The 19,521-nt window shown below is 34.6% G+C and carries 17 protein-coding genes; 8 read left to right on the forward strand and 9 right to left on the reverse strand.

Annotation, left to right across the window (positions count from 1 at the left end):
* Position 1: 1 nt before the first annotated feature.
* The 4 genes from ACFSRZ_RS04720 to ACFSRZ_RS04735 form a co-directional block, all read right to left on the reverse strand.
* Positions 2-1,075 carry an efflux RND transporter periplasmic adaptor subunit gene (locus ACFSRZ_RS04720; protein WP_379665369.1) on the reverse strand — a complete coding sequence of 358 codons (1,074 nt, stop codon included), beginning with the start codon at positions 1,073-1,075 and terminating at the stop codon, positions 2-4.
* Between the two features lie 5 nt (positions 1,076-1,080).
* Positions 1,081-2,388: a TolC family protein gene (locus tag ACFSRZ_RS04725; RefSeq protein WP_379665370.1), complete on the reverse strand. Its 1,308-nt coding sequence runs from the start codon at positions 2,386-2,388 to the stop codon at positions 1,081-1,083.
* 101 nt (positions 2,389-2,489) lie between these two features.
* Entirely contained in the window at positions 2,490-3,122 is a 633-nt protein-coding gene (locus tag ACFSRZ_RS04730; protein ID WP_379665371.1) for a Crp/Fnr family transcriptional regulator, read from the reverse strand.
* Positions 3,123-3,164: 42 nt separating this feature from the next.
* A complete protein-coding gene (locus tag ACFSRZ_RS04735; protein WP_379665372.1) occupies positions 3,165-3,302 on the reverse strand; it encodes a hypothetical protein in 138 nt (45 codons plus the stop codon).
* A gap of 443 nt (positions 3,303-3,745) precedes the next feature.
* Here ACFSRZ_RS04735 and ACFSRZ_RS04740 point away from each other — a divergent pair, with 443 nt between their 5' ends.
* The 7 genes from ACFSRZ_RS04740 (at position 3,746) to ACFSRZ_RS04770 (ending at position 11,716) form a co-directional block, all read left to right on the forward strand.
* Entirely contained in the window at positions 3,746-4,066 is a 321-nt protein-coding gene (locus ACFSRZ_RS04740) for a hypothetical protein (protein WP_379665373.1), read from the forward strand.
* Between the two features lie 73 nt (positions 4,067-4,139).
* On the forward strand, positions 4,140-5,177 hold the full coding sequence (locus tag ACFSRZ_RS04745; RefSeq protein ID WP_379665374.1) for a transporter: 1,038 nt from the start codon (positions 4,140-4,142) through the stop codon (positions 5,175-5,177).
* Positions 5,178-5,241: 64 nt separating this feature from the next.
* The gene (locus ACFSRZ_RS04750) at positions 5,242-6,429 is read left to right on the forward strand and encodes a GNAT family N-acetyltransferase (protein WP_379665375.1); all 1,188 of its coding nucleotides are present in this window, start codon (positions 5,242-5,244) and stop codon (positions 6,427-6,429) included.
* On the forward strand, positions 6,426-7,292 hold the full coding sequence (locus tag ACFSRZ_RS04755; protein ID WP_379665376.1) for an acyl-CoA thioesterase: 867 nt from the start codon (positions 6,426-6,428) through the stop codon (positions 7,290-7,292). Before ACFSRZ_RS04750 ends, ACFSRZ_RS04755 begins: the two co-directional genes overlap by 4 nt.
* A gap of 171 nt (positions 7,293-7,463) precedes the next feature.
* Positions 7,464-9,374, forward strand: a complete 1,911-nt coding sequence (locus ACFSRZ_RS04760) for a helix-turn-helix domain-containing protein (protein WP_379665377.1) — start codon at positions 7,464-7,466, stop codon at positions 9,372-9,374.
* Positions 9,375-9,542: 168 nt separating this feature from the next.
* The gene (locus tag ACFSRZ_RS04765; RefSeq protein WP_379665378.1) at positions 9,543-11,039 is read left to right on the forward strand and encodes a leucine-rich repeat domain-containing protein; all 1,497 of its coding nucleotides are present in this window, start codon (positions 9,543-9,545) and stop codon (positions 11,037-11,039) included.
* Positions 11,040-11,359: 320 nt separating this feature from the next.
* Positions 11,360-11,716 (forward strand): SdpI family protein, encoded by a 357-nt coding sequence (locus ACFSRZ_RS04770; RefSeq protein WP_379665379.1) that lies wholly within the window; start codon positions 11,360-11,362, stop codon positions 11,714-11,716.
* Here the strand turns inward: ACFSRZ_RS04770 and ACFSRZ_RS04775 are convergent.
* The 3 genes from ACFSRZ_RS04775 to porZ are packed head-to-tail and all read right to left on the reverse strand — an operon-like array spanning position 11,706 to position 17,226.
* Positions 11,706-14,144, reverse strand: a complete 2,439-nt coding sequence (locus tag ACFSRZ_RS04775) for a TonB-dependent receptor (RefSeq protein WP_379665380.1) — start codon at positions 14,142-14,144, stop codon at positions 11,706-11,708. The two genes, ACFSRZ_RS04770 and ACFSRZ_RS04775, sit on opposite strands and share 11 nt — an antisense overlap.
* Before the next feature lie 26 nt (positions 14,145-14,170).
* Entirely contained in the window at positions 14,171-14,896 is a 726-nt protein-coding gene (recO, locus tag ACFSRZ_RS04780; RefSeq protein ID WP_379665381.1) for a DNA repair protein RecO, read from the reverse strand.
* Entirely contained in the window at positions 14,896-17,226 is a 2,331-nt protein-coding gene (porZ, locus tag ACFSRZ_RS04785; RefSeq protein WP_379665382.1) for a type IX secretion system anionic LPS delivery protein PorZ, read from the reverse strand. Before porZ ends, recO begins: the two co-directional genes overlap by 1 nt.
* A gap of 84 nt (positions 17,227-17,310) precedes the next feature.
* On the opposite strand from porZ, the gene ACFSRZ_RS04790 reads away from it, so the two are divergent.
* Complete coding sequence (locus ACFSRZ_RS04790) at positions 17,311-17,784, forward strand: CYTH domain-containing protein (protein ID WP_379665383.1); 474 nt, start codon at positions 17,311-17,313, stop codon at positions 17,782-17,784.
* Between the two features lie 255 nt (positions 17,785-18,039).
* Here ACFSRZ_RS04790 and trhA read toward each other — a convergent pair whose 3' ends face one another.
* Together trhA and ACFSRZ_RS04800 are read right to left on the reverse strand one after the other, a co-directional pair.
* Complete coding sequence (gene trhA, locus ACFSRZ_RS04795; RefSeq protein WP_379665384.1) at positions 18,040-18,681, reverse strand: PAQR family membrane homeostasis protein TrhA; 642 nt, start codon at positions 18,679-18,681, stop codon at positions 18,040-18,042.
* Positions 18,678-19,445, reverse strand: coding sequence for a lysophospholipid acyltransferase family protein (locus ACFSRZ_RS04800; RefSeq protein WP_379665385.1), 768 nt, complete (start codon positions 19,443-19,445; stop codon positions 18,678-18,680). The genes trhA and ACFSRZ_RS04800 overlap by 4 nt, the downstream gene beginning before the upstream one ends.
* Positions 19,446-19,521 lie beyond the last annotated feature (76 nt).

Below are 19,521 nucleotides of genomic sequence, written 5' to 3' on the forward strand. Positions count from 1 at the left end.
GTTATTTGATGGTGATACCAACTCCGTTAAACAACTTTCCTTCAGAACTTATAATGAACTGTTCTCCTTCAGACAATCCTGACAATACTTCTACTTGCCCATTGTTTTCTTCTCCCAATCGCAACCATCGTAAAATTGCCGTGCCTGACTGACTAATGGTATAAATTCCTTTTAGCTGTCCTTTTTGAACGATTGCTGAAACAGGTACTTCTATTTTATCTGCGCTTCTTTTTTCTGATGAGAAAATGCTTGCATTCACAAACATTCCTGATCGTATATTTTTATCTGGATCTAACACTTGAACCTTCACCAAATATTGTCCGTTTGAGTTTTTGGCAGAAGCACTCAACTCTGTTAATTTCCCTCTGTAATTTCTATTGATAGATTTTACATAAAGCTTAACTTCTTTGGTTTTGTCGATTGAAGTAATCTCATTCTCCGGAACTGTAGCTAGTACTTCAAATGTACTTTGGTCTTCTATGGAGATAATGGGCTGCCCCGGATGCGCCAATGTTCCTTCTTTAACTCTGCTGCTTGTTATTACTCCATTAAAAGGTGCCAAAATATGGGTGTATGATAATTGGGCTTTGATTTCTTTTTTCATTTCCAAGGCTGCTTCATAATTAGCCTTTGCCAAATGAAATTGTGCTTCAATATTTTCCAATTCTTTTTGGGTTGCGCTTTTCTTTTTGAATAGATTTTGAAAGCGTTTTAAATCATTCGTAGCATTTTTATATGCAATTTCTGCTGCTTTGATCTTTGCTACTACTTGGGCTTCTTTTGCTTTGAGATCATCACTATTGATGATCATAAGAAGTTGTCCTTTGGTTACTCTTTCTCCTACTTTCACCAAGACCTTGTCTACAAAACCCATCATTCTTGTTCCCAAATCGGCGCTTTTTACAGCTTGTGTTTTTCCACTTACCTGTATATTACCAGCTTGTGTACCTAATTGCACTTTCTTTACAGTTACTGCAACCGGATCAAGGTTTATTTCTGAAGTTGTAGCTTCCTCCTTACAGCTTACCAATAAAACGCTTAACAGCAAACCAATTGTGTATATATATTTCTTCATGATTATTATTCTTTGGTCAAAAATTTCAAATATTCTAATGTCGTGTTGTACTCGTAAACACTTTGATGATATGCCAGTTGTTTTTGCGAAAACAACGCTTCTACTTGTAACAGATCTGCTATTTTTTCTAAGCCCTCTTTAAAGCGATCTTGTTTGATTCTGTAGATCTCTTTGGCAGATGTCATTGCTTTTTTTGCAAGGTTTATTTTATGAGTTACATCTGAAAAAGCCCTCTGTACTCTTGCCAATTCAAGTTGACTTTCTGCCACGTAATCTTGATATTGAGTTAGCGATTTTTCTGCTTTTGCTTTGCTTTTTTGAACTCTTCCCAAACGGCTCCCTCCTTCAAATAAGTTCCATTGAAGCGCAAACCCCATCGTGTACCCTCCTTTGTTGGAATTGAAAATCTGATCTCCATTCCAATCGTAGCTTCCAAAAGCATTCAAGCTTGGTAAAAAATGAGATTTGTTTGCTTTGTTCATTTGAACATAGGCTTTACTCATTTCGCTCATTGCTTTGATATCTGATCGTTCTTCACTGATCGAAAAGACCATTTTCTTTGTCTCGTTTAGTTTCAATTCTCCAACTGGTTTGTACACCATTTCTCTTGACGTATTCATTAAAATGGATAATTTTCCGGAGATGTTCTTTATATTACTTTCTGCATATTGAAGTTGATTTTTGATCTCTATCAAACGTACTTCTACTTCCAGCGCGTCAGATTCTTGAAGCAAACCTTCGGCTACATAATTATCAACCGTCTTTTTATTTTCCAGCGTCGCATTTAAGATTGTTTTTACAATCTCTTCAACTTTGTAAGCGAGTTGCAATTGAGCGTATGTATTTTTTGCTTCCAACAGTATATGATCTTGCACTCTTTGAGCTGAAAACTCAGAAGCATTTACTTGATTTTGTATTGCTTTTCTAGCATAGAATCCATCAACATTTACAATAGGCTGCATGATGTTGATCTTGGTATTGTAGTTTTGAATTGCATCCGGATTGTTCAATAAACTTGGAGTGAAATCAGTTTGCTTTACAATTCCTTGATTCAACTTGGTTCCAAAGACCATTAAAGGGTTTGTTGTAGATATTCCTGTATGTGAAATTGAGACTGTAGGTAAAAAGAATGCATTGGTTTCTTTTTTTGCTCCTTTAAGCATTCTCACCTCTGAATTTGCTATTTTAATTTTAGCATTTTCAGCAGTTACAGCTTTTAAAACCGTTGTAAGAGAGAGCTCTTTTGATTCTTGTGCTTGTAGTTGCAAGAATCCGAACAGATATACAAAAACTACTATTGCTTTTCTAATCATGGTATTAGATTTTGAAGCAAAATTAGTTTGAGATTCTACGTCAGTCTGTAACAAATGTTACGGAACTCAACATAGTTTTTTCATATATCTAGTTAGAGGGTTTATAAGTTTAATACGGTAATTTGATTTCTATTGAGTTTGATTTCTTCTTTTAATTCTAGCGATTTTAGTAGTCGAGAAACCACAACCCTGGAAGTGTGCAGATCGTTTGCTATTTCTGAATGAGTCACCTGAATTTCTTCGTTTCTATTTACCATAGCTTTGTCCTTCAGGTATTTCAACAGTCTCGAGTCTAGGTTTGAAAAGGCTAGTGTATCAATAGCTTCTAACATTTCTGACATACGATCTTGATAGCTTTGTAGTATAAATTGTTGCCATGTGGGATATTTAGACATCCACCTCATCATATATTCAACAGGGATCAACAGTAAAGAACATGGGGTTTCTGCAACGGCTTTGATCTCACTTTTCTTTCTTCCCATACAACACGCCATAGTCATAGCACAGGTATCGCCTTTTTCTAAAAAATACAACAAAAGGTCATCACCTTGACTATCGTTTCTGAGCACTTTAATAGCTCCGTCTAAGATCAAGGGTATGTATTTAATATAAGATCCTATGCCTATGATCTCATCTCCTTCTTCTATATGTTTTTCTATGGCAACCTCACTGATCTCCTTCAAAAGAATAGGCTCAAAGAGATAACCGTAGTATGTTTCTAGCTGTTTGTACATACTACTAAAAGTAAGGATTTTTCCTTTTTAACAAAGAAGTATCTAAGATTCCTTTTTCTTGCTTCCTCCATTAACCAATAGTAACAAAGCAATGATTAGCCCGATACATACAAGGGCAAATACACCGATCATTACGGTTCCGTTGGACCAAGAAACTAAAGGGATATTTTGAAAAGTCATATTTGATGGTTTTATACTTCAAAAGTACACAACCCAAAAAGGTCAAAATATGATTTTTATCAAGTTTTAGGAAGCTTGTTGTAAAAGAACATGAGGGCAACGTTTACAGTTGACTCCTTTCTTTTTGTACTTCTGACAACATTTGCTCTTAGGCTTTATACAGCTTGCATCACATACATTATCACAACTCGTAAGAGAAAGTTGCTTGATCCTCGGCTGTTGTTCTGTATAAAAAATGATCATATTAGAATGAATTTCGATGCAAAAGTAACTATTTATTTAGAATAAATAAAAATAAACATTCTGAATTTCACTGCAATACGTATTTCTACCCTTTTTTGTTGTCTTTCATTTGAGCGTGAAGTACCTTTGCACTCTCAAAAAAAGTCATCTTGTTCTCAAGAATTTCTGCATCTTTTTTGGTTTGCCTTTACTTGGTTGCTATGCTAAAACCTATTGCTCCTTTTATTGAGTTTGCTATCAACCAAGATTATATTGCTGAATTTTTATGTATCAATAAAGACAAGCCCGAATTGGCCTGTGGCGGAAAATGTCATTTGATGAAGCAATTGGAAAAACAGGAGAAAGAAGACCCCAAACAATTGAGAATTGCTTTTGAAGAATATCCTATTGGTTTTGTAAAAGTATATCAAGATGCATCAAAAGTTGAAGCTAGAAAAAAGCTTAAAAATCCTTTTGATCATCTCAACAACTACTCATATTTATACAGTCCTCAGATCTTTCACCCACCTACGATTTCGTAATTCTTATTCAACTATTCGCTGGAAATCATTCAGCAAAAAACTTTATTACAAATCTTTAAATTTTACTGAAAGGATGAAATCAATAAAAATCATCTTAACGGAAGTGGTATGTATTGCTACAACCCTTTTAAACGCACAAGAAAAAGAAACTGAAAATACATGGAAAGGAAGCAGACCTGACGGTCATGCACCTATAAGTGTTATGGGTGATCATTATCATGGAAAAGGAGAATTGATGTTCTCATATAGATATATGTATATGAATATGGAAGGGTTAAAAGCTGGTTCTAACAATATTGATGCTCAAGATGTACTAATTCCTAACGGAGGAAGTTATATGGTATCGCCAACCCAAATGCCTATGAATATGCATATGTTAGGAGCTATGTATGCTCCAAGTGACAAGTTAACTCTTATGTCTATGTTTAATTATATTTCTATGGATATGGACCATATTACAGCTGCCGGAGGTGCATTTGCTACAGAATCTTCAGGTTTGGGAGACATTAAGATCAGTGCTTTGTACAAATTCTTAAACAAGAACAAGCAATCGTTGCACGGTCAGTTAGGTTTTTCGTTACCAACAGGAAGCATAGACAATAAGAGTGTGACTCCTGCTTCTAATGGAAATGAAGTAATCTTGCCATACCCAATGCAAATTGGAAGTGGAACTTTTGATACAGATGTTGCTGTAACTTACTTAGGACAAGCTGAGCTTGTTTCTTGGGGAAGTCAGTTAAAAGGAACTTTCCGATTTGGAGAAAACGATAATGGATACCGTTTAGGAAATCAATTTGGATTGAACAATTGGTTTGCCGTAAAAGCAGCGAATTGGATCAGTTTTTCGGCTCGAGTTCAAGGATTGATCGTTAATGAAATTGAAGGTCTAAATCCGGCTCTGAATCCTAATATGGTGATCACAGCTAATACGGTAAACTCCGGAGGCGAATATATCTTTGGCGGACTTGGTTTTAACTTTTATGTTCCTGAAGGTAATTTGAAAAACTTCCGATTTGGTTTTGAATTTAGCAGTCCTTTATATCAAAACTTAAATGGAGTTCAACTCAAACAGAAAGAAACCATCACTTTAGGAGTACAATATGCTCTTTAAGATATGAAGCGGGTTTTTCAACCCGCTTTTTTTATCTTTACTCATACCAACCAAAACATATTTTTTGGAAAAAAGTCTCACAGTACAGAATGTGCATTATTTTGATCGAATCTCAAAGATTCCTGAAGAAGTATGGAAAGACCTTGATTGTTCGGAGAATTTGTATTTCAGCCCTGATTATTTAACGGCATTGGAAAACAACAACTCGCAATTGGATTTCTTTTATGTTGTTATAAAGAATGAACAACAAAAGGCTATTGCTTTTGCCAGTGTACAAATGATCGATTTTTATATTGACTCATTGCAAAATGAAGATCAGAGTTTATTAAATCGTATTGCTTGTATTGGAAGACAACTAAAGATTCTTCCTAAAGAAAAACCTCTTAAGATTCTGAACTGCGGGAATACTTTTGTAAGTGGTGAGCATGGGATCTTTATCAAATCGGATCAAAACAAAAGAAGCGTTTTACGTCTGTTGGCTAAAGCCATATTGCAGTATACACAACAGCAATATCAATCTCCGATTGATATTTTTATCATGAAAGATTTTTTAGAGGAATCTTTACCCATCAGTAACGAGTTGATAAGTTTGGGCTATTATGCTTTTAATGTAGAGCCTAATATGAAGTTAACACTTAATCCTGAATGGAATTCTTTTGATGATTATCTGATTTCTTTAAAAACAAAGTTCAGAGTCAAGGCTAAAAAGGCACTTCAAAGAAGCGATGAGTTGAAGGTTCAGAACATCACTCAAGAGAATATGGATGAGCAATTGGTTCCTATGACACATCTGTACCACAAAGTAGCATCCAAAGCATATTTTAATTTGGGTGATTTTAACCTAAAAACCTATAAAGAACTCAAGGCTAGTCTGAATGACTCATACATTCTTAAATCTTATTGGTTGAATGATAAAATGGTTGGCTTCTTATCTGGAATGATCAATGGTGCTACACTGGATGCTCATTTTGTAGGAATTGACTATTCTTCAAATAAGCAGTTTGCCATATACCAAAGGATGTTATACGATTATATCCAGGTTGCTATCGATCAAAAATTAAGTGTTATTAATTTTGCCAGAACTGCCAGCGAGATCAAAAGTTCTGTAGGTGCTGTTCCGGAACATTTAACCATCTATATTCGTCATAAAAAAACGATTACAAATAAATTTTTAAAATTATTTTTGTTGAGGATTCAACCTACGGAGTTCAATCAAAAATTTCCGTTCAAACAGGAATCAAATCGCTTATGAATACCATTGATGATCTATTAAAAGTCTTAACACTAGACAAAACAGATTCGCATACTTTTTCCGGGTTTAGTAAAACAATTGGGAGTCCCAATGTTTTTGGAGGACAAGTTTTAGCACAAGCACTACATGCTGCTTATCAAACAGTTCCAAAAGAACGTGTGGTTCATTCGCTGCATTCCTATTTTTTATTGCCTGGAGATCTTACTATTCCTATTTCTTATCGAGTAAATGAAATGAGAAATGGAGGAAGTTTTTCAACTAGACGAGTAACAGCAGTTCAAAACGATCAAACCATTTTTATTTTGGCTGCATCTTTTCATAAAAGAGAAGATGGTCACGAACATCAAGAGTCTATAAATACAGATATCAAACAACCGGAAGAGTTGATGAGCTGGAATGAAATGCTAGAACAGTTCGGTGATTTCTTACCCAACAAAATGAAGGCTTTTTTAAGCATTGAAAGACCTGTGGATTTTAAGCCTGTAGAGATTATGAATTCTATGGAGCAAAAAGATCTTCCTGCCGTAGAGGATGTTTGGTTTAAGTTAAGAGGAAATGCCGGTAACTTAGATCTAGATGTAAAGCAGCAAATCTTAACATATATCTCTGATTATAATATTCTGACAGCCGCTTTAAAACCCAACGCTAGTAAAGCACATTTTGGAAATACACAAATGGCAAGTTTAGATCACTCTATGTGGTTTTTTAGAGATTTTGATTTTGATGATTGGATGTTATTTTCAGCCAAATCTCCTAGTACTTCAGGAGCCAGAGGTTTTGCTACCGGAAATATTTTTACCCGAGACGGAAAACTAATTGCTTCTGTTGCACAAGAAGGATTAATGAGGCCGAAAACTCGATAAAACTCAGTGCAAAACACTGTTTTCAAATAAATTTATCTTATAGTTTGTGTACATTACACATGGGTACAGCTTACCTATAAGTTCCTAAATGTATTTACGAACAGATACATTTATGGCAAGTAAGTGTTATCATTGTATTTTCAACATTGTGAAAAACTGTTTGCTATTGTTATGATCATCTTTAAACCAAACTTTCATTTCAACTTGTATATTGCAACTTTGTTGTGGCTTTGCTCATTTACATTGAGTTGGGCACAGTCTAGTGAAATTTTGTTTGAAGAAATTACAATCTCTTCTGATGACGGGCTTCAATCTTGGGAAAACATTGATGTTTTTTATGAAGATGATCAAGGTATTATCTGGGCATTGATCGAGGGTGGCTTATATCAATTCAACGGTCATACCGCCACCAATGTAACTCATTATTTATCAAAAAAACACCCTGTAAATATTGATCAGTATTCTGCTACCAGTTTTTTAATTGACAACAATATCATTTGGTACGGTACTCGAAAAGGTCTTTTTAAAATAGATCTTAAAAACAGATCTTCAGAAAAGGTATTTTTAGACAAACCTCTTCATCAGCCTAATTGGAGAAATTATATTCTAGAACTTCAAAAACAGGATCATCTTCTTTATGTGGGAACTTCTAACGGTTTGTATCTGGTTGATACAAAATCAACTACTGTTCTTAAAAAATATTTAACTGACGGAATTGATGTCAACCATCGCGATAGTTCACATGCAGTGGAGTCTTTTTATATTGATACGGAGAACGATCTTTTGTGGGTAGCCATGCCCGACGGTTTTTATCAGATCAATACCGGCAATGATCAAGTAGATCAATATCAAATTCAAGATGCTCCTTATGCTTATCCTCACAATTTTCATGATATTATCAGAGATAACAATGTCTTTCTTATGCCTTCTCACGGATTAGGCATAGTTGAGTTTGATCTAAAAACAAAACAATTTTCTCGCTTTGAAACTGAAAGCCCTCTCAAAGAATGGAATCGAACTCGCAATATCATTCGCTCTGCTCTTCCTTTGAATGATAGTATTTTACTTGTCAATGCGGTTGAATTGGGAAATGGGCTGTATCATAAGAACACCAAAAAATATCAATGGCTAAAAACTCCAGAGCCTATGAAAAACGGAGTGTTTTTGAATCCTGACAAGAGTGGTTATGTATGGGCAGCAAAGCGAGGAAGGATTTTTCGTTCTGTGCAACCGATTCTTAAATCTTCAGAACATTTCAAACCCACTCTTGATATTAGTAGTCTACAGGTCGATAGCATTTTAAAAAGTAGACCTTCGCTAGATCGTTACGAGTCTATTGTACTAACACATGATGCGCATGACATTACTATTGATTTTTCTCTGACCAAACCTTATGTGTTTGATTCTATTTCTTACAGATACTCTATCAATTCCGAAAGTTGGAAGAAAGTTCTCACCCCCAATACTCTCACATTAAACGATATCTCTACAGGCCAGAATTTGATTCAAATTCAAGCAATAGATGCTCAACAGAGAATACTTGCTTCTCAAGAAATAACATTGATTGTTCCCAAGCCTTTTTATCGTTCTGTTTATTTCATCATTTTAGTCTCTCTTGTTATTTGTGCAATTGTATTTTTCTTAATGAAATATAAGCGTGCTCTAAAGCAATCAAAAGCCTCTAGTGAAGCAGAAAAAAAACTACGCATTGAGTTTAGCAATAAAGTTTTACTAAAAGTAAAGGATCTGGATATAAGTTCTACTGAAAAACAATTTTTAGACAAGGTTCAGAAAGTTTTGAATAAAAGGTTAACAGATTCTTCTTTTTCTGCGGATGAGTTCAGTCATGCTCTTGGTATGAGTCGTATGCAATTGCATCGTAAATTGAAAAGTTTGACCGATATGTCTACTTCCGAATTTATTCGTATTCACAGATTAAAATTGGCTGCTGAACTCTTAAAAAAATCCGATACTAATATTTCTCAAGTAAGCTACAGTGTTGGCTTTAACGATCCTGCTTATTTTAGTAAGTGTTTTAAGGAATTATTTCTTTGTACTCCTAGTGAGTACAGCAAAAAATAGGCAGTTTTTCCTTTTTATATCTTACTCTATTTCTTTCTAAAAATAGGTCGCTTACTTCTTCCGTGTTACAATTCTTATAGCTTCTGCTACATAATTCATAGCCCTATCCGGCAATTGACTATACATTTGAAGCAACCGCAAAAATGATTTAATCAATACTTTATGAAAATGAAAAAAATCCTTGCTTCTATACTCTTCACACTATCTATTCATGTGGGAATTGCTCAAACGGTAAACATCCCGGATGCGAATTTCAAAAATGCTTTGGTTTCTAATAATAGTATCAACACCAATGGTGATTCGGAAATACAGGTTTCGGAGGCAGAGGCTTTTTCTGGTTTGTTAAATGTTTCAAACAGGGCTATTGCCGATTTAACGGGCATTGAGGCTTTTTCAAACATCACAGTTCTCTTTTGCAATGACAATCAATTAACAGCATTGGATTTATCGGGAAATGACAAATTAGAATCCCTTTTTGGTTCAAACAATGTACTAACTTCTATAGACCTTAGTAATAATTCACTTTTAACCACTCTTTCAATACATGAAAACCAGTTAACAAGTATCGATTTAAGCAACAATACTTCTTTAACGTCTTTATCTATATATGATAATCATTTAACAAGTTTAAATCTTTCTACAAATACCGCATTATCTTCTGTAAGTTGTTACAATAATGCTTTGACTTCATTGGACGTGAGTACTAATGTGGATTTATCTCAACTCTATTGTCAGCAAAACTCAATCACCTCCCTAGATTTTAGTCAAAATGAAGAGTTAGAAATCATTTGGTGTTTCGAGAACAGTCTTTCTACTTTGAATGTTACTCAAAATATGCAACTTAAAGACCTCAGAACCAACCAAAATTCTTTACTTCAATTAGACGTAGCATCCAATACATTATTGGAAACTCTCTGGTGTTATAACAACTCTTTAAGCTCGCTTAACGTTAGTAATAATACTGCATTACGAAATTTGTTTTTTGAGAACAACGGCATCACTTCAATTAACTTAACAAACAATACAAACCTCAAAAACCTCAGAACTAGTAGCAATCCTTTAGGCTCTTTAGATATTAGCGCTAATACACAACTACTTAGTGTTACTTGTCGTGATAATCAGTTAAGCAATATAGATCTCAGTGAAAATTTTGACTTGAAATTCTTTTATTGTGAAAACAATATGCTTACAACTTTAGATCTTACTCAAAACACTTTTTTAGATTTTGTGTATTGCGATTTTAATGCACTCACTTCTATTGATATTCGTAATGGCTTTAACACTGATATTTTTGAGTTTAAAGCCACAAACAACCCCAGTTTAACTTGTATCTATGTTGATGACAGTTCTTATAGTACTGCCCAATGGACGAGTATAGACAGCCATAGTTCCTTTGTGGAAACCGAAGCGGAATGCAACACTCTGAGTACTGATACTACTGCTCACATTAACTATGATGTTTTTCCGAATCCTACCTCAGAAATGATTTCCATTACTTCTGAGCAAGAGGTTCTTTCTGTGAAACTGTATTCTTATTTAGGTAATAAACTGTTGGAAACTACTAAAGACACATTTTCCGTATCTCAGTTGTCATCGGGAGTTTACATCTTGCACATTCGGTTTGCTAATGGGGGTTTTGCTCGAAAAAAGATCGTCCGGGAATAGTTTCTTTTCAAAACAACAAGTCTGAATGAAGAAGGGAACTCTCAGGCCAGACACCGCTCTAATACTTTTTATCTGACCCAAGAAACTTCATAGCATTTTTCCTTAATATTGCTTGCAAGTTATAAAGGTTCTTTTATTCAATTTTCTTTTTTTTCTATTAGGTAGTAAAAGAGTACTTTTATAAAACAGCTATATACTTTTTGTAACTAAAAGGTAAAGAGACTTTTCATGAGAGTTAAAATCGTGGGGAATTCTACTGTAAATAAAGAGTTGAAACATTAATAATTTCTACTTTTGTTATAGAAATTAAAACATTCCTCATGAACCCATTTATCTACGTATTAAGTGTAAACGGACTGATGTTTTTAATCAGTGTTATCTTTTACTTTTTTCCACCTAAAAAAATCAATAGTTTGTATGGATATAGAACACACAGAACCATGCAAAATGAAGATATCTGGAGTTTTGCCAACGGAATGTTTAATAAAGTACTATTAAAATACGCTGCAATCAGTTTTGTAGCTGCAATGGGGCTTGCTTATGCGTACCCTAATTTAATGACCTCATGGTTTCCCATGGCCTTTTTGTTCTTTACGCTATTAGTATGTATCCTTTCTACAGAAAATGCACTGAACGAGCATTTTGATAAAGAAGGAAATCGAAAAACTAGAAAGTAGTAATTAAGGAGAATGAAAAGTTCCTTCCAGGAGCTGAAATCCCAGAGGCAAACTCTCTGTAATGTTGGTCAAAGATATTATTGATCATTCCTTGGAGTTTCCAATTTTGATTAAAGGCATAACTACTATTCAATCCTACTGTAACCCAGCTTGGAGATCCGTAATAAATCTCTGTTTCTGTAGTTCCACTTGGATTTACAATCGGAGTTAGATCATGATTGTCAATTCCTTCTGTGATATTAAAATCTGAAATATCTTTTTTAGAGTTGAAACGCAAACTCGCTCCTAACTGAAGCTTGTTATCTACATAGTTTAGGTCAAACTGTCCAAATAAAGGTGGAATAGACGATAAAGGTTCATCCGTATCGTAGGTTCTTCCTTTGGTATATGTAATGAAGCCTGAGGTACTCAACTTATTAGAAATCTTCCCTTGGTAGCTTGCAGTGTAGCCAAAAACATAAGCTGTTTTTCTGTTCTGATTGGCAACAATATTTCCTAACTCACCATCATACAGGATCGTAGAAGAATTATTCAATGTAAAGTTATCACGAATAATGTAATGTTCTAATAATGTATAGTATGTGTTGAATCCTACTCTAAATCTTCTATCGTTAAAATATTTTTGAATTCCAATCTCCGCATTGTACGCAAACTCAGGTCTCACATTGATATTGGGCACTGTTACATTTCCACTTTTTTCACGTACTCTACCCACATCATCAATATTTGGTGAGCGGAATCCAGAAGAGATCACACTGTTCAATTGCCAATTCTTATTAGGCCTGTACACATATCCTGCGGTTAATGTAAACGCAGAGTTGTTCAGGTCAATATCTGTATCTGGTAGTGTAATGAACGTTTGATCAATCCACTTTGCTTTTAAATTGGTTCTGGTAAATCGAACTCCTGTATTTAAGGTAGACTTTGCATTCAAATCTTGTCTGTATCCTGCATAAACAGCTGAGCTGGTATAGCTACTTCCTCCATCTGGATAACGAGATTGTACGGTAAAATCTCCTGAGAATCCTAAAATCTCATTTCCTGAAACGTTTAGTGTTCTTCCAAAAGAATTAGAATGTACATCGTTATGAGAAAATTCAAACCCGTAAGTCAAGCTTCTCTTTTTATTTTCTGTTAATGGAACCGAAAAATCTCCATTGATACTAAAGATGTCTACTTCTTCTTCTCTGTACGATCTGTCTAAACTACCAAAACGTCTCTGAATCCTAGACTCATTAATGTTTTGATATGCTAATGTAAATGTTCCTTTGTCTAACCAACCTTTTCCCGGATTGATATCTAACTGAGGTGAAATTAACAAACGATCTTGTGGCCCATAGTACCATTCTGCAAACTTCAACACTCCGCCTGATTGTTCATCCAATCTATCAAACCTAGGAATATCTGACGATGTTGAGTATTGTAAATTCAGTTTCAAATCTGTTTTAGATGATAACGGAATAAAGAATTTTTGCAAAAGATCGGTTTGATTGAACCCTGTATTACGTTGTAAGTTCGGGTTGTCATTTGCCGTCTGAGTCGCAGAGAAAAAATCGTCTGTGTTCTGCGAATAGAAAAATACCTTTCCCCAGTCGTCAAAACCATGCGATCTGTTTTTTCCCATTTTTAGATCTCCAAAATCACTGTAGGAAATACTTGTAAAAGAAGCCCAGTTCTTCGTGCTAATCTCTACAGAAGCATTGGTTGTGATCTCATTGTTGATGGATGAAAATCGATTGAAAAAACTGGTATTCACTTCCGTTTGTTCCGAAAGTTTTGGTGTTCTTGTATAGTAATGAATTACCCCTCCAAGTGCATCTGATCCGTAAACTACGGAAGAAGGACCAAAAACGATCTCTGTTCTGTCTAACAAGTTTGGAGATACAGTAATTGAATTTTGTAGGTGCCCTTTTCTGTAAATAGCATTATTCATTCGAACTCCGTCTACTACCAAAAGTACGCGGTTAGATTCCATTCCTCTTAATACCGGGCTTCCTCCTCCAAATTGCGATTTCTGCACTTTGATCCCCGGAACTGCTGCCAAAAGGTCTGCTGATGTTTGTGGCGAGATTTGTTGAATCTCTTTTGCTGTAACAACGGCTATTTGCTCTGCAACTCTATTGGTTTTTGCATCACCTTTAAATACTGATAATACAACTTCATCCAATTGTTCAGAGCCTTTGGTCAAATAGATCGTATAATTTGCTTTTTGTAAGGTAGATTTTCTCAGCTTTTTTAAGGCATAGGAAATATGTGAAAAAATCAGAATCTCATCAGACTTCACTGTAGATACATCTACAAGTCCATCTTCTTTTGTAGAAGAGTTAAATGTTTCTGCCTCATTAAAGACAGTTACATTGTTAATGGGTCTTCCTGTCTCTCTATCTAGTACTTTAACCTCCTGGGCTAAAGCTGAAAATGTTATCAAAAAAAATATAAAAAATCCTATCGTCCTCATCTACTAAAAACAGCTTCTAAAACATCTAATGATTTTGGTTTTTTAAATCCGTCCAAATGTAGCTCAAAATATCGAATTAACATCCGTAATAAATCTTGCCTTTGATTTTTAGAAAATTTAATGGATTCTATACTATCAAAATTTATGCCTAACAGCTTTTTAAATTGAACTATTTCTTCTCCTCGTATTACTTCTTTTTCATGAATGATATCCGTAAAGATTCCCTCTCTCAAATGAAAGTTATTTTTATTCATTTCTGAGGTGTCAGGATAAAACCCTAAAAACCTGGTTAAGTTCAATAAAAAAAGAAGATGAAAGTTTGCTAGATCATCATGTGAATCCAACCAAAGAAAAGCCTGTTCTAAGTAGTCGTACAGCAAATGACTAGATTCTTGTTCTTGAATAGAGTTTGACATCATTTCGGAAAGAAACATCACTACTGATTGCTTTATAACATCGGTATGTAAAGTAGCGTACACATGTGTAACTTGAGCTTCTCGTATAGATTGTAAATCTCTTTTGTCTTGGTGATTTGCTTCGATTTTCAACTGTGTTAAGGGTTGAAAATAGGCTGCTTTCAACTTTCCTTTTTTAGACTTGAGTACTCCTTTGATCAGATAAGATGTAAGTCCTGATTCTTTGGTATACAATCTTGCAATTAAACTTGAATCACCGTATTTAATTGTACTAATGACAATAGCTTTGGTAGAAATAACAGCCATTAATTGATAATTGCGATTTTGGTTGTAGATGTTTCTGTAGCGTCTTCATTGGCCAACACAACAATATAGATTCCTGACGCTACTTTTCTTCCGGCTAAGTTTGTTTTATCCCAAACTACCTTTCCTCCTTGCAACTCTTGTCCTTCAACTACATTGGTTTCATAAACAAGATTTCCAGCAACATCCAAGATCTTTACATTAGTGCCTCGAGGTAAGCTTGTTCCATTTCTTCCATCTATAGTTACTGTGTTATGAAACTTTCTTGCGGGGTTTGGATATGCGTATACTTCTCCCAATGTATCTCCAAAGGGCGATACATTGCTATTGTATGCAACAATTCCTTTATCGGTAGCAAAATATACTTTCCCGGTTTCTTCATCTACCGCAATCTTAACAATACGATTAGATGGTAATGGCGAATTTTCTGTACTGAAATTAGCAATGGTCGTTTGTCCGTTAGGATTGGTATAAGTAACACCTCCATTGTCTGTACCAAACCATTTGTTATTGGCTCCATCTACAGCAATGGTATTTACAATTTGTTCTCCTAACAATCTTCTTGGAACTCCATCATCAAGAATAATGATAGGGTTTGCATCTACTACATCTGCATCAAATACTCCGGAAGCATTATTAAACACTACCAATCCGGCGATGGTTCCTATCCAAACACGATTGTCTTTGTCTACCACAACACTCTCCACTCTAGAATTTGGTAAACTTCCCTGAGTTGCTGTAGGTGTTAAAGCTCTTAATCTGTTTCCATTTTCATTAAACGCTATAACACCATCTCCTCTGGTTGCAATCCAAAGACTACTGTTTCTGTCAATTGCAATTTCTGACAATCCAAATGAGTTTTGAGGTTTTACTGAACTGATATCAAAACCTGACCAACTTCCGTTTGAGAATTTTTTGAGTTCTGTTGGTGTATCAATATTCGTCATCCATAAATTCCCTTGACGATCAAAAACACTACCGCTTACGCGAATACTAATACGACTGGGGTCTGTGGGTTCTAAATCTTCAAGACCACTATTTGACTGGTTGTAAAAACTGATTATTTGATCTCCTTCTACTTCAAAAAGTCCTCCGGTATTGATTGTATTAAGCAAGTTTGTGTCTCCAAAACTACTAATGAATGCTTTGTTTGGATCATTTGGATCTATAGTTACATCTACCAAATCAGGAAAAGGGTTTGCAGGGTCATTTGTTGCTGTAAACCATGTTTCTCCATTGTAATGTGTATATCCTAAACGTCTTTGTATAGGTGCAAAAGTTGGACTATATCCTCCGTAAACGATCCATACATGATTGTTTTGTGCACTTACTGAAAAGATATCATTGGAAACAGGCCCATCAGGATGTATCTCTGTATAATCTGTTGGGTTTGCAAAAGGGGAAGTTAAGATTCCATATTGCTGAGTTGACAAGTATAAGGTATTATCTTCAGCAAAAGCATTATTTAATATATAGTTGAATTCTGAATTGGCATTACTTTGTAAGATTTGAATCAATCTTGTATCAAAAACATATGCCGAGTTTGTTAGCGCAATAGACAAATGTGTTGTAGATTCTTTCATTCCATTCACCGTTCCGAAGAAGTCCCTAATAAATGACAATCCGTTAGTGTTTACGATCTCAAACAATCCGGTGTTCAGAATTGTAAAAAGTCTACCATCAAAAATAGCGACGTTCTTAAATAGGTTATTTCCTCCAACGATCTGTTGCCAATTGTTGAAGTCTATCAAATTAGGATTGGTTACATCTGCATAAAAAACACCATCATCTGTAGCTGCATAAATAAGTCCATTGAAAACAACAACCTCATTTACTTTTACATCGGTAGAGTTATTTCCAATAAAAAAGGTGTCTCCAAATTCCAATTCATTGATGTCATATTCTACAATAGCAAAAGCTGTAGAAAGGTATAAGGTTCCGTTATGTTCAAAAATATCATTGACACTTTTCTCTCCTGATTGGTTGAAGTTTACGATATCTGCGGAAATGGTAATACTTCCATCTTCATCTACAACTTCAATTAATCCATTTTCGTATCCAATAACCAACCTGTTTGTAGCACTGCTAAAATGAATAGATGTGGTTGTTTCTCCAGACAATCCTTGAACGGAAGAAAGTTTTTGAGTCTCTTGTGTTGAGATGTTATAAGTAAAAATAGCATTATCTGACAGAGCATAGATCGTATTACCAACCTTTACAAAATCTTTTACATTATTATACGAGAAAAAATCTTCCCAAGAATCGCTAAAATCTACCTGAGCATTGCTAAGTAAACTACAGAATAAGAGAAGTATTAATGCTAATTTACGCATACAGTTTAAATGAGGTCAAATATATCGCATTTCTTCCTAAGATAACGATAAATCCTTTACATTAGTACACTACAAACTGTTTAAATGGGTATAGAGATCGAAAGAAAGTTTTTGGTAAAAAACACAAGTTTTAAAGACTTGAGCTTTCAAAAAAACTACATCAAACAAGGCTTCTTAAATTCGGATAAAGAGCGAGTGGTTAGAATTCGTATTACAGACGATACTGCTTTTCTAACCGTTAAAGGTGTTTCTAACAAAAGTGGAACTTCTCGATTTGAATGGGAAAAGGAAATTTCCAAAGAAGAAGCTCAAGATCTAATGCAACTTTGTGAACCCGGAATTATTGAAAAGTACCGTTATCTACATCAAGTAGAAAATCATGTTTTTGAAATTGATGTCTTTTTGGGAGCTAATGAAGGTTTGATTCTTGCCGAAGTAGAAATCTCAAATGAAGATGAACAATTTATATCGCCTTCTTATTTGGGTGATGAAGTAACGGGTCAGGAAAAATATTACAACTCTAATTTAAGTAAGAATCCATTTAAAAATTGGGCATAAAAAAACCTCGAACTGAAAGTTCGAGGAAATTTAATAAACCTACCCCCTAAAATAAGATTTATAATACCTAAACGTTCAATAATTAAAATTATTATCTCGCATTCAGGTACGCAAATATAAATCTTTTTTACTGATTCACAAACGTTTCCATAATTTTTGTAAAATCATAAATAGTTAACAGCTTATTTTTCAGCTTTTTAAATAAAGCCACAGAAATCATTAAGAAAAGTGTAAAGAAATTAACCTTTTTTTAAATTATATGTAATAGTAAATACTCAAAAAATGACTAAAACTTCCTAAAACAACAAAAACATGAAAAGTTGCATGATAGTATGGAAGTTTTTTTATGGAATATAAAACTGCTCCTATTGTGTAAAATATTCCGCCGGCAATAAGCCAATACAATCCTTCTTCCGAAAAATTCTTCATAAGTGGCTTGATTGCAAAAATGATTTGCCATCCCATTAAGATGTACATCAATGTAGATAGTTTATCAAATCTTCCTGTATAAAATAGCTTTAGGATAATTCCGGTAAGTGCAAATCCCCAAGTGAGACCAAACAAGACCCATCCAACTGTGCCTTCTAAAACAATAATAGTAAACGGTGTATAGGTTCCTGCAATCAACACATAAATAGCTGCGTGATCAAATATATTGAGTCTTCTTCTAAGTTTTGCTTCTTTGGCAGCATGATAAAAAGTAGAGGCTGCGTAGAGAATAATCATACTCAATCCGTAGATGATAAAGCTTGCAGGTTTCCAAAACCCTTCAAAATCAAAAGCCTTGATAATCAAAAATGGGAAGCCAACAACACTTAAAAGCAATCCGATTCCATGAGTAATGATGTTAAGTCTCTCTTCACTTTTGGAGTATCGGGTTATTAAATGCTCTTTCATTTGTTTCGGTTGGTATCTGCCATATACAACTGATCTGAAGATAATTCATTGTATATAATGTCAAAAGTTTTTTGCTTTACCTTTTCCATATCTTCTTTAGATTCTAAACCTATTGTGTCTATAAAATGGTGTTGTTTGATTCTGAATGTTCCCATTCCTCCTCTAAAAAAATCCCATGAAAATAATCGTTTGCAATCGTAATATGTTTGCGGCACAATGGGTATTTGGAACTCAATTGCTAAGTTGAATGCTCCGTTTTTAAATGGTGCTAAGATCACCTCATCTTCCGGAACAAGTCCTTCGGGGAAAATTCCAATACTAGTTCCTCCTTTTAATTTCTTTTTGGCCATTTCATAAACCCTCTTTCTACTTTTTGGGCTACTTCTGTCTACCATGATAACCACTCGCTTGTAAAAGAATCCAAAAATGGGAATCTTAACCAGTTCTTTCTTTCCCACAAAAACAATAGGGTTCTTACTTAAAGCAATCAAGACAAAAGGGTCCATTAGCGAAGCGTGATTTGGACAAAACAAATAGCTTTGATTAGGGTCTAATTCTTCTTCGATCTCTTTTTTCAGGCGAAAACCCATTCCATAGATCAATACAAACGACCAACCTCTAACCAGTTTCCAAAATGTGGGGTAATAACTCTCTTTTGCTGTTAGTATTAACAAAAAAGGTACCATTAGGATAATGGTACTGAATTGCAGTATATAAAACCAAGCTCTCCAGAGGAGTAAAAACGGAATTTTAATCCAATTCATACAGCGAATGTAGTAATATTCTTTTGTTTGATTCTTTTTCTGATGAAAACTGTATTTTTGCTGCAACAAAATTGAA

Origin of the sequence: Pseudotenacibaculum haliotis (genome assembly GCF_042684245.1) — a bacterium.
Lineage (GTDB): Bacteria > Bacteroidota > Bacteroidia > Flavobacteriales > Flavobacteriaceae > Polaribacter > Polaribacter haliotis_A.

Coding starts and splice junctions, on each gene's coding strand:
- ACFSRZ_RS04720 (WP_379665369.1), bottom strand. CDS start 1,075: ATGAAGAAATATATATACACAATTGGTTTGCTGTTAAGCGTTTTATTG.
- ACFSRZ_RS04725 (WP_379665370.1), bottom strand. CDS start 2,388: ATGATTAGAAAAGCAATAGTAGTTTTTGTATATCTGTTCGGATTCTTG.
- ACFSRZ_RS04730 (WP_379665371.1), bottom strand. CDS start 3,122: ATGTACAAACAGCTAGAAACATACTACGGTTATCTCTTTGAGCCTATT.
- ACFSRZ_RS04735 (WP_379665372.1), bottom strand. CDS start 3,302: ATGACTTTTCAAAATATCCCTTTAGTTTCTTGGTCCAACGGAACCGTA.
- ACFSRZ_RS04740 (WP_379665373.1), top strand. CDS start 3,746: ATGCTAAAACCTATTGCTCCTTTTATTGAGTTTGCTATCAACCAAGAT.
- ACFSRZ_RS04745 (WP_379665374.1), top strand. CDS start 4,140: ATGAAATCAATAAAAATCATCTTAACGGAAGTGGTATGTATTGCTACA.
- ACFSRZ_RS04755 (WP_379665376.1), top strand. CDS start 6,426: ATGAATACCATTGATGATCTATTAAAAGTCTTAACACTAGACAAAACA.
- ACFSRZ_RS04760 (WP_379665377.1), top strand. CDS start 7,464: ATGATCATCTTTAAACCAAACTTTCATTTCAACTTGTATATTGCAACT.
- ACFSRZ_RS04765 (WP_379665378.1), top strand. CDS start 9,543: ATGAAAAAAATCCTTGCTTCTATACTCTTCACACTATCTATTCATGTG.
- ACFSRZ_RS04770 (WP_379665379.1), top strand. CDS start 11,360: ATGAACCCATTTATCTACGTATTAAGTGTAAACGGACTGATGTTTTTA.
- recO (WP_379665381.1), bottom strand. CDS start 14,896: ATGGCTGTTATTTCTACCAAAGCTATTGTCATTAGTACAATTAAATAC.
- porZ (WP_379665382.1), bottom strand. CDS start 17,226: ATGCGTAAATTAGCATTAATACTTCTCTTATTCTGTAGTTTACTTAGC.
- ACFSRZ_RS04790 (WP_379665383.1), top strand. CDS start 17,311: ATGGGTATAGAGATCGAAAGAAAGTTTTTGGTAAAAAACACAAGTTTT.
- trhA (WP_379665384.1), bottom strand. CDS start 18,681: ATGAAAGAGCATTTAATAACCCGATACTCCAAAAGTGAAGAGAGACTT.
- ACFSRZ_RS04800 (WP_379665385.1), bottom strand. CDS start 19,445: ATGAATTGGATTAAAATTCCGTTTTTACTCCTCTGGAGAGCTTGGTTT.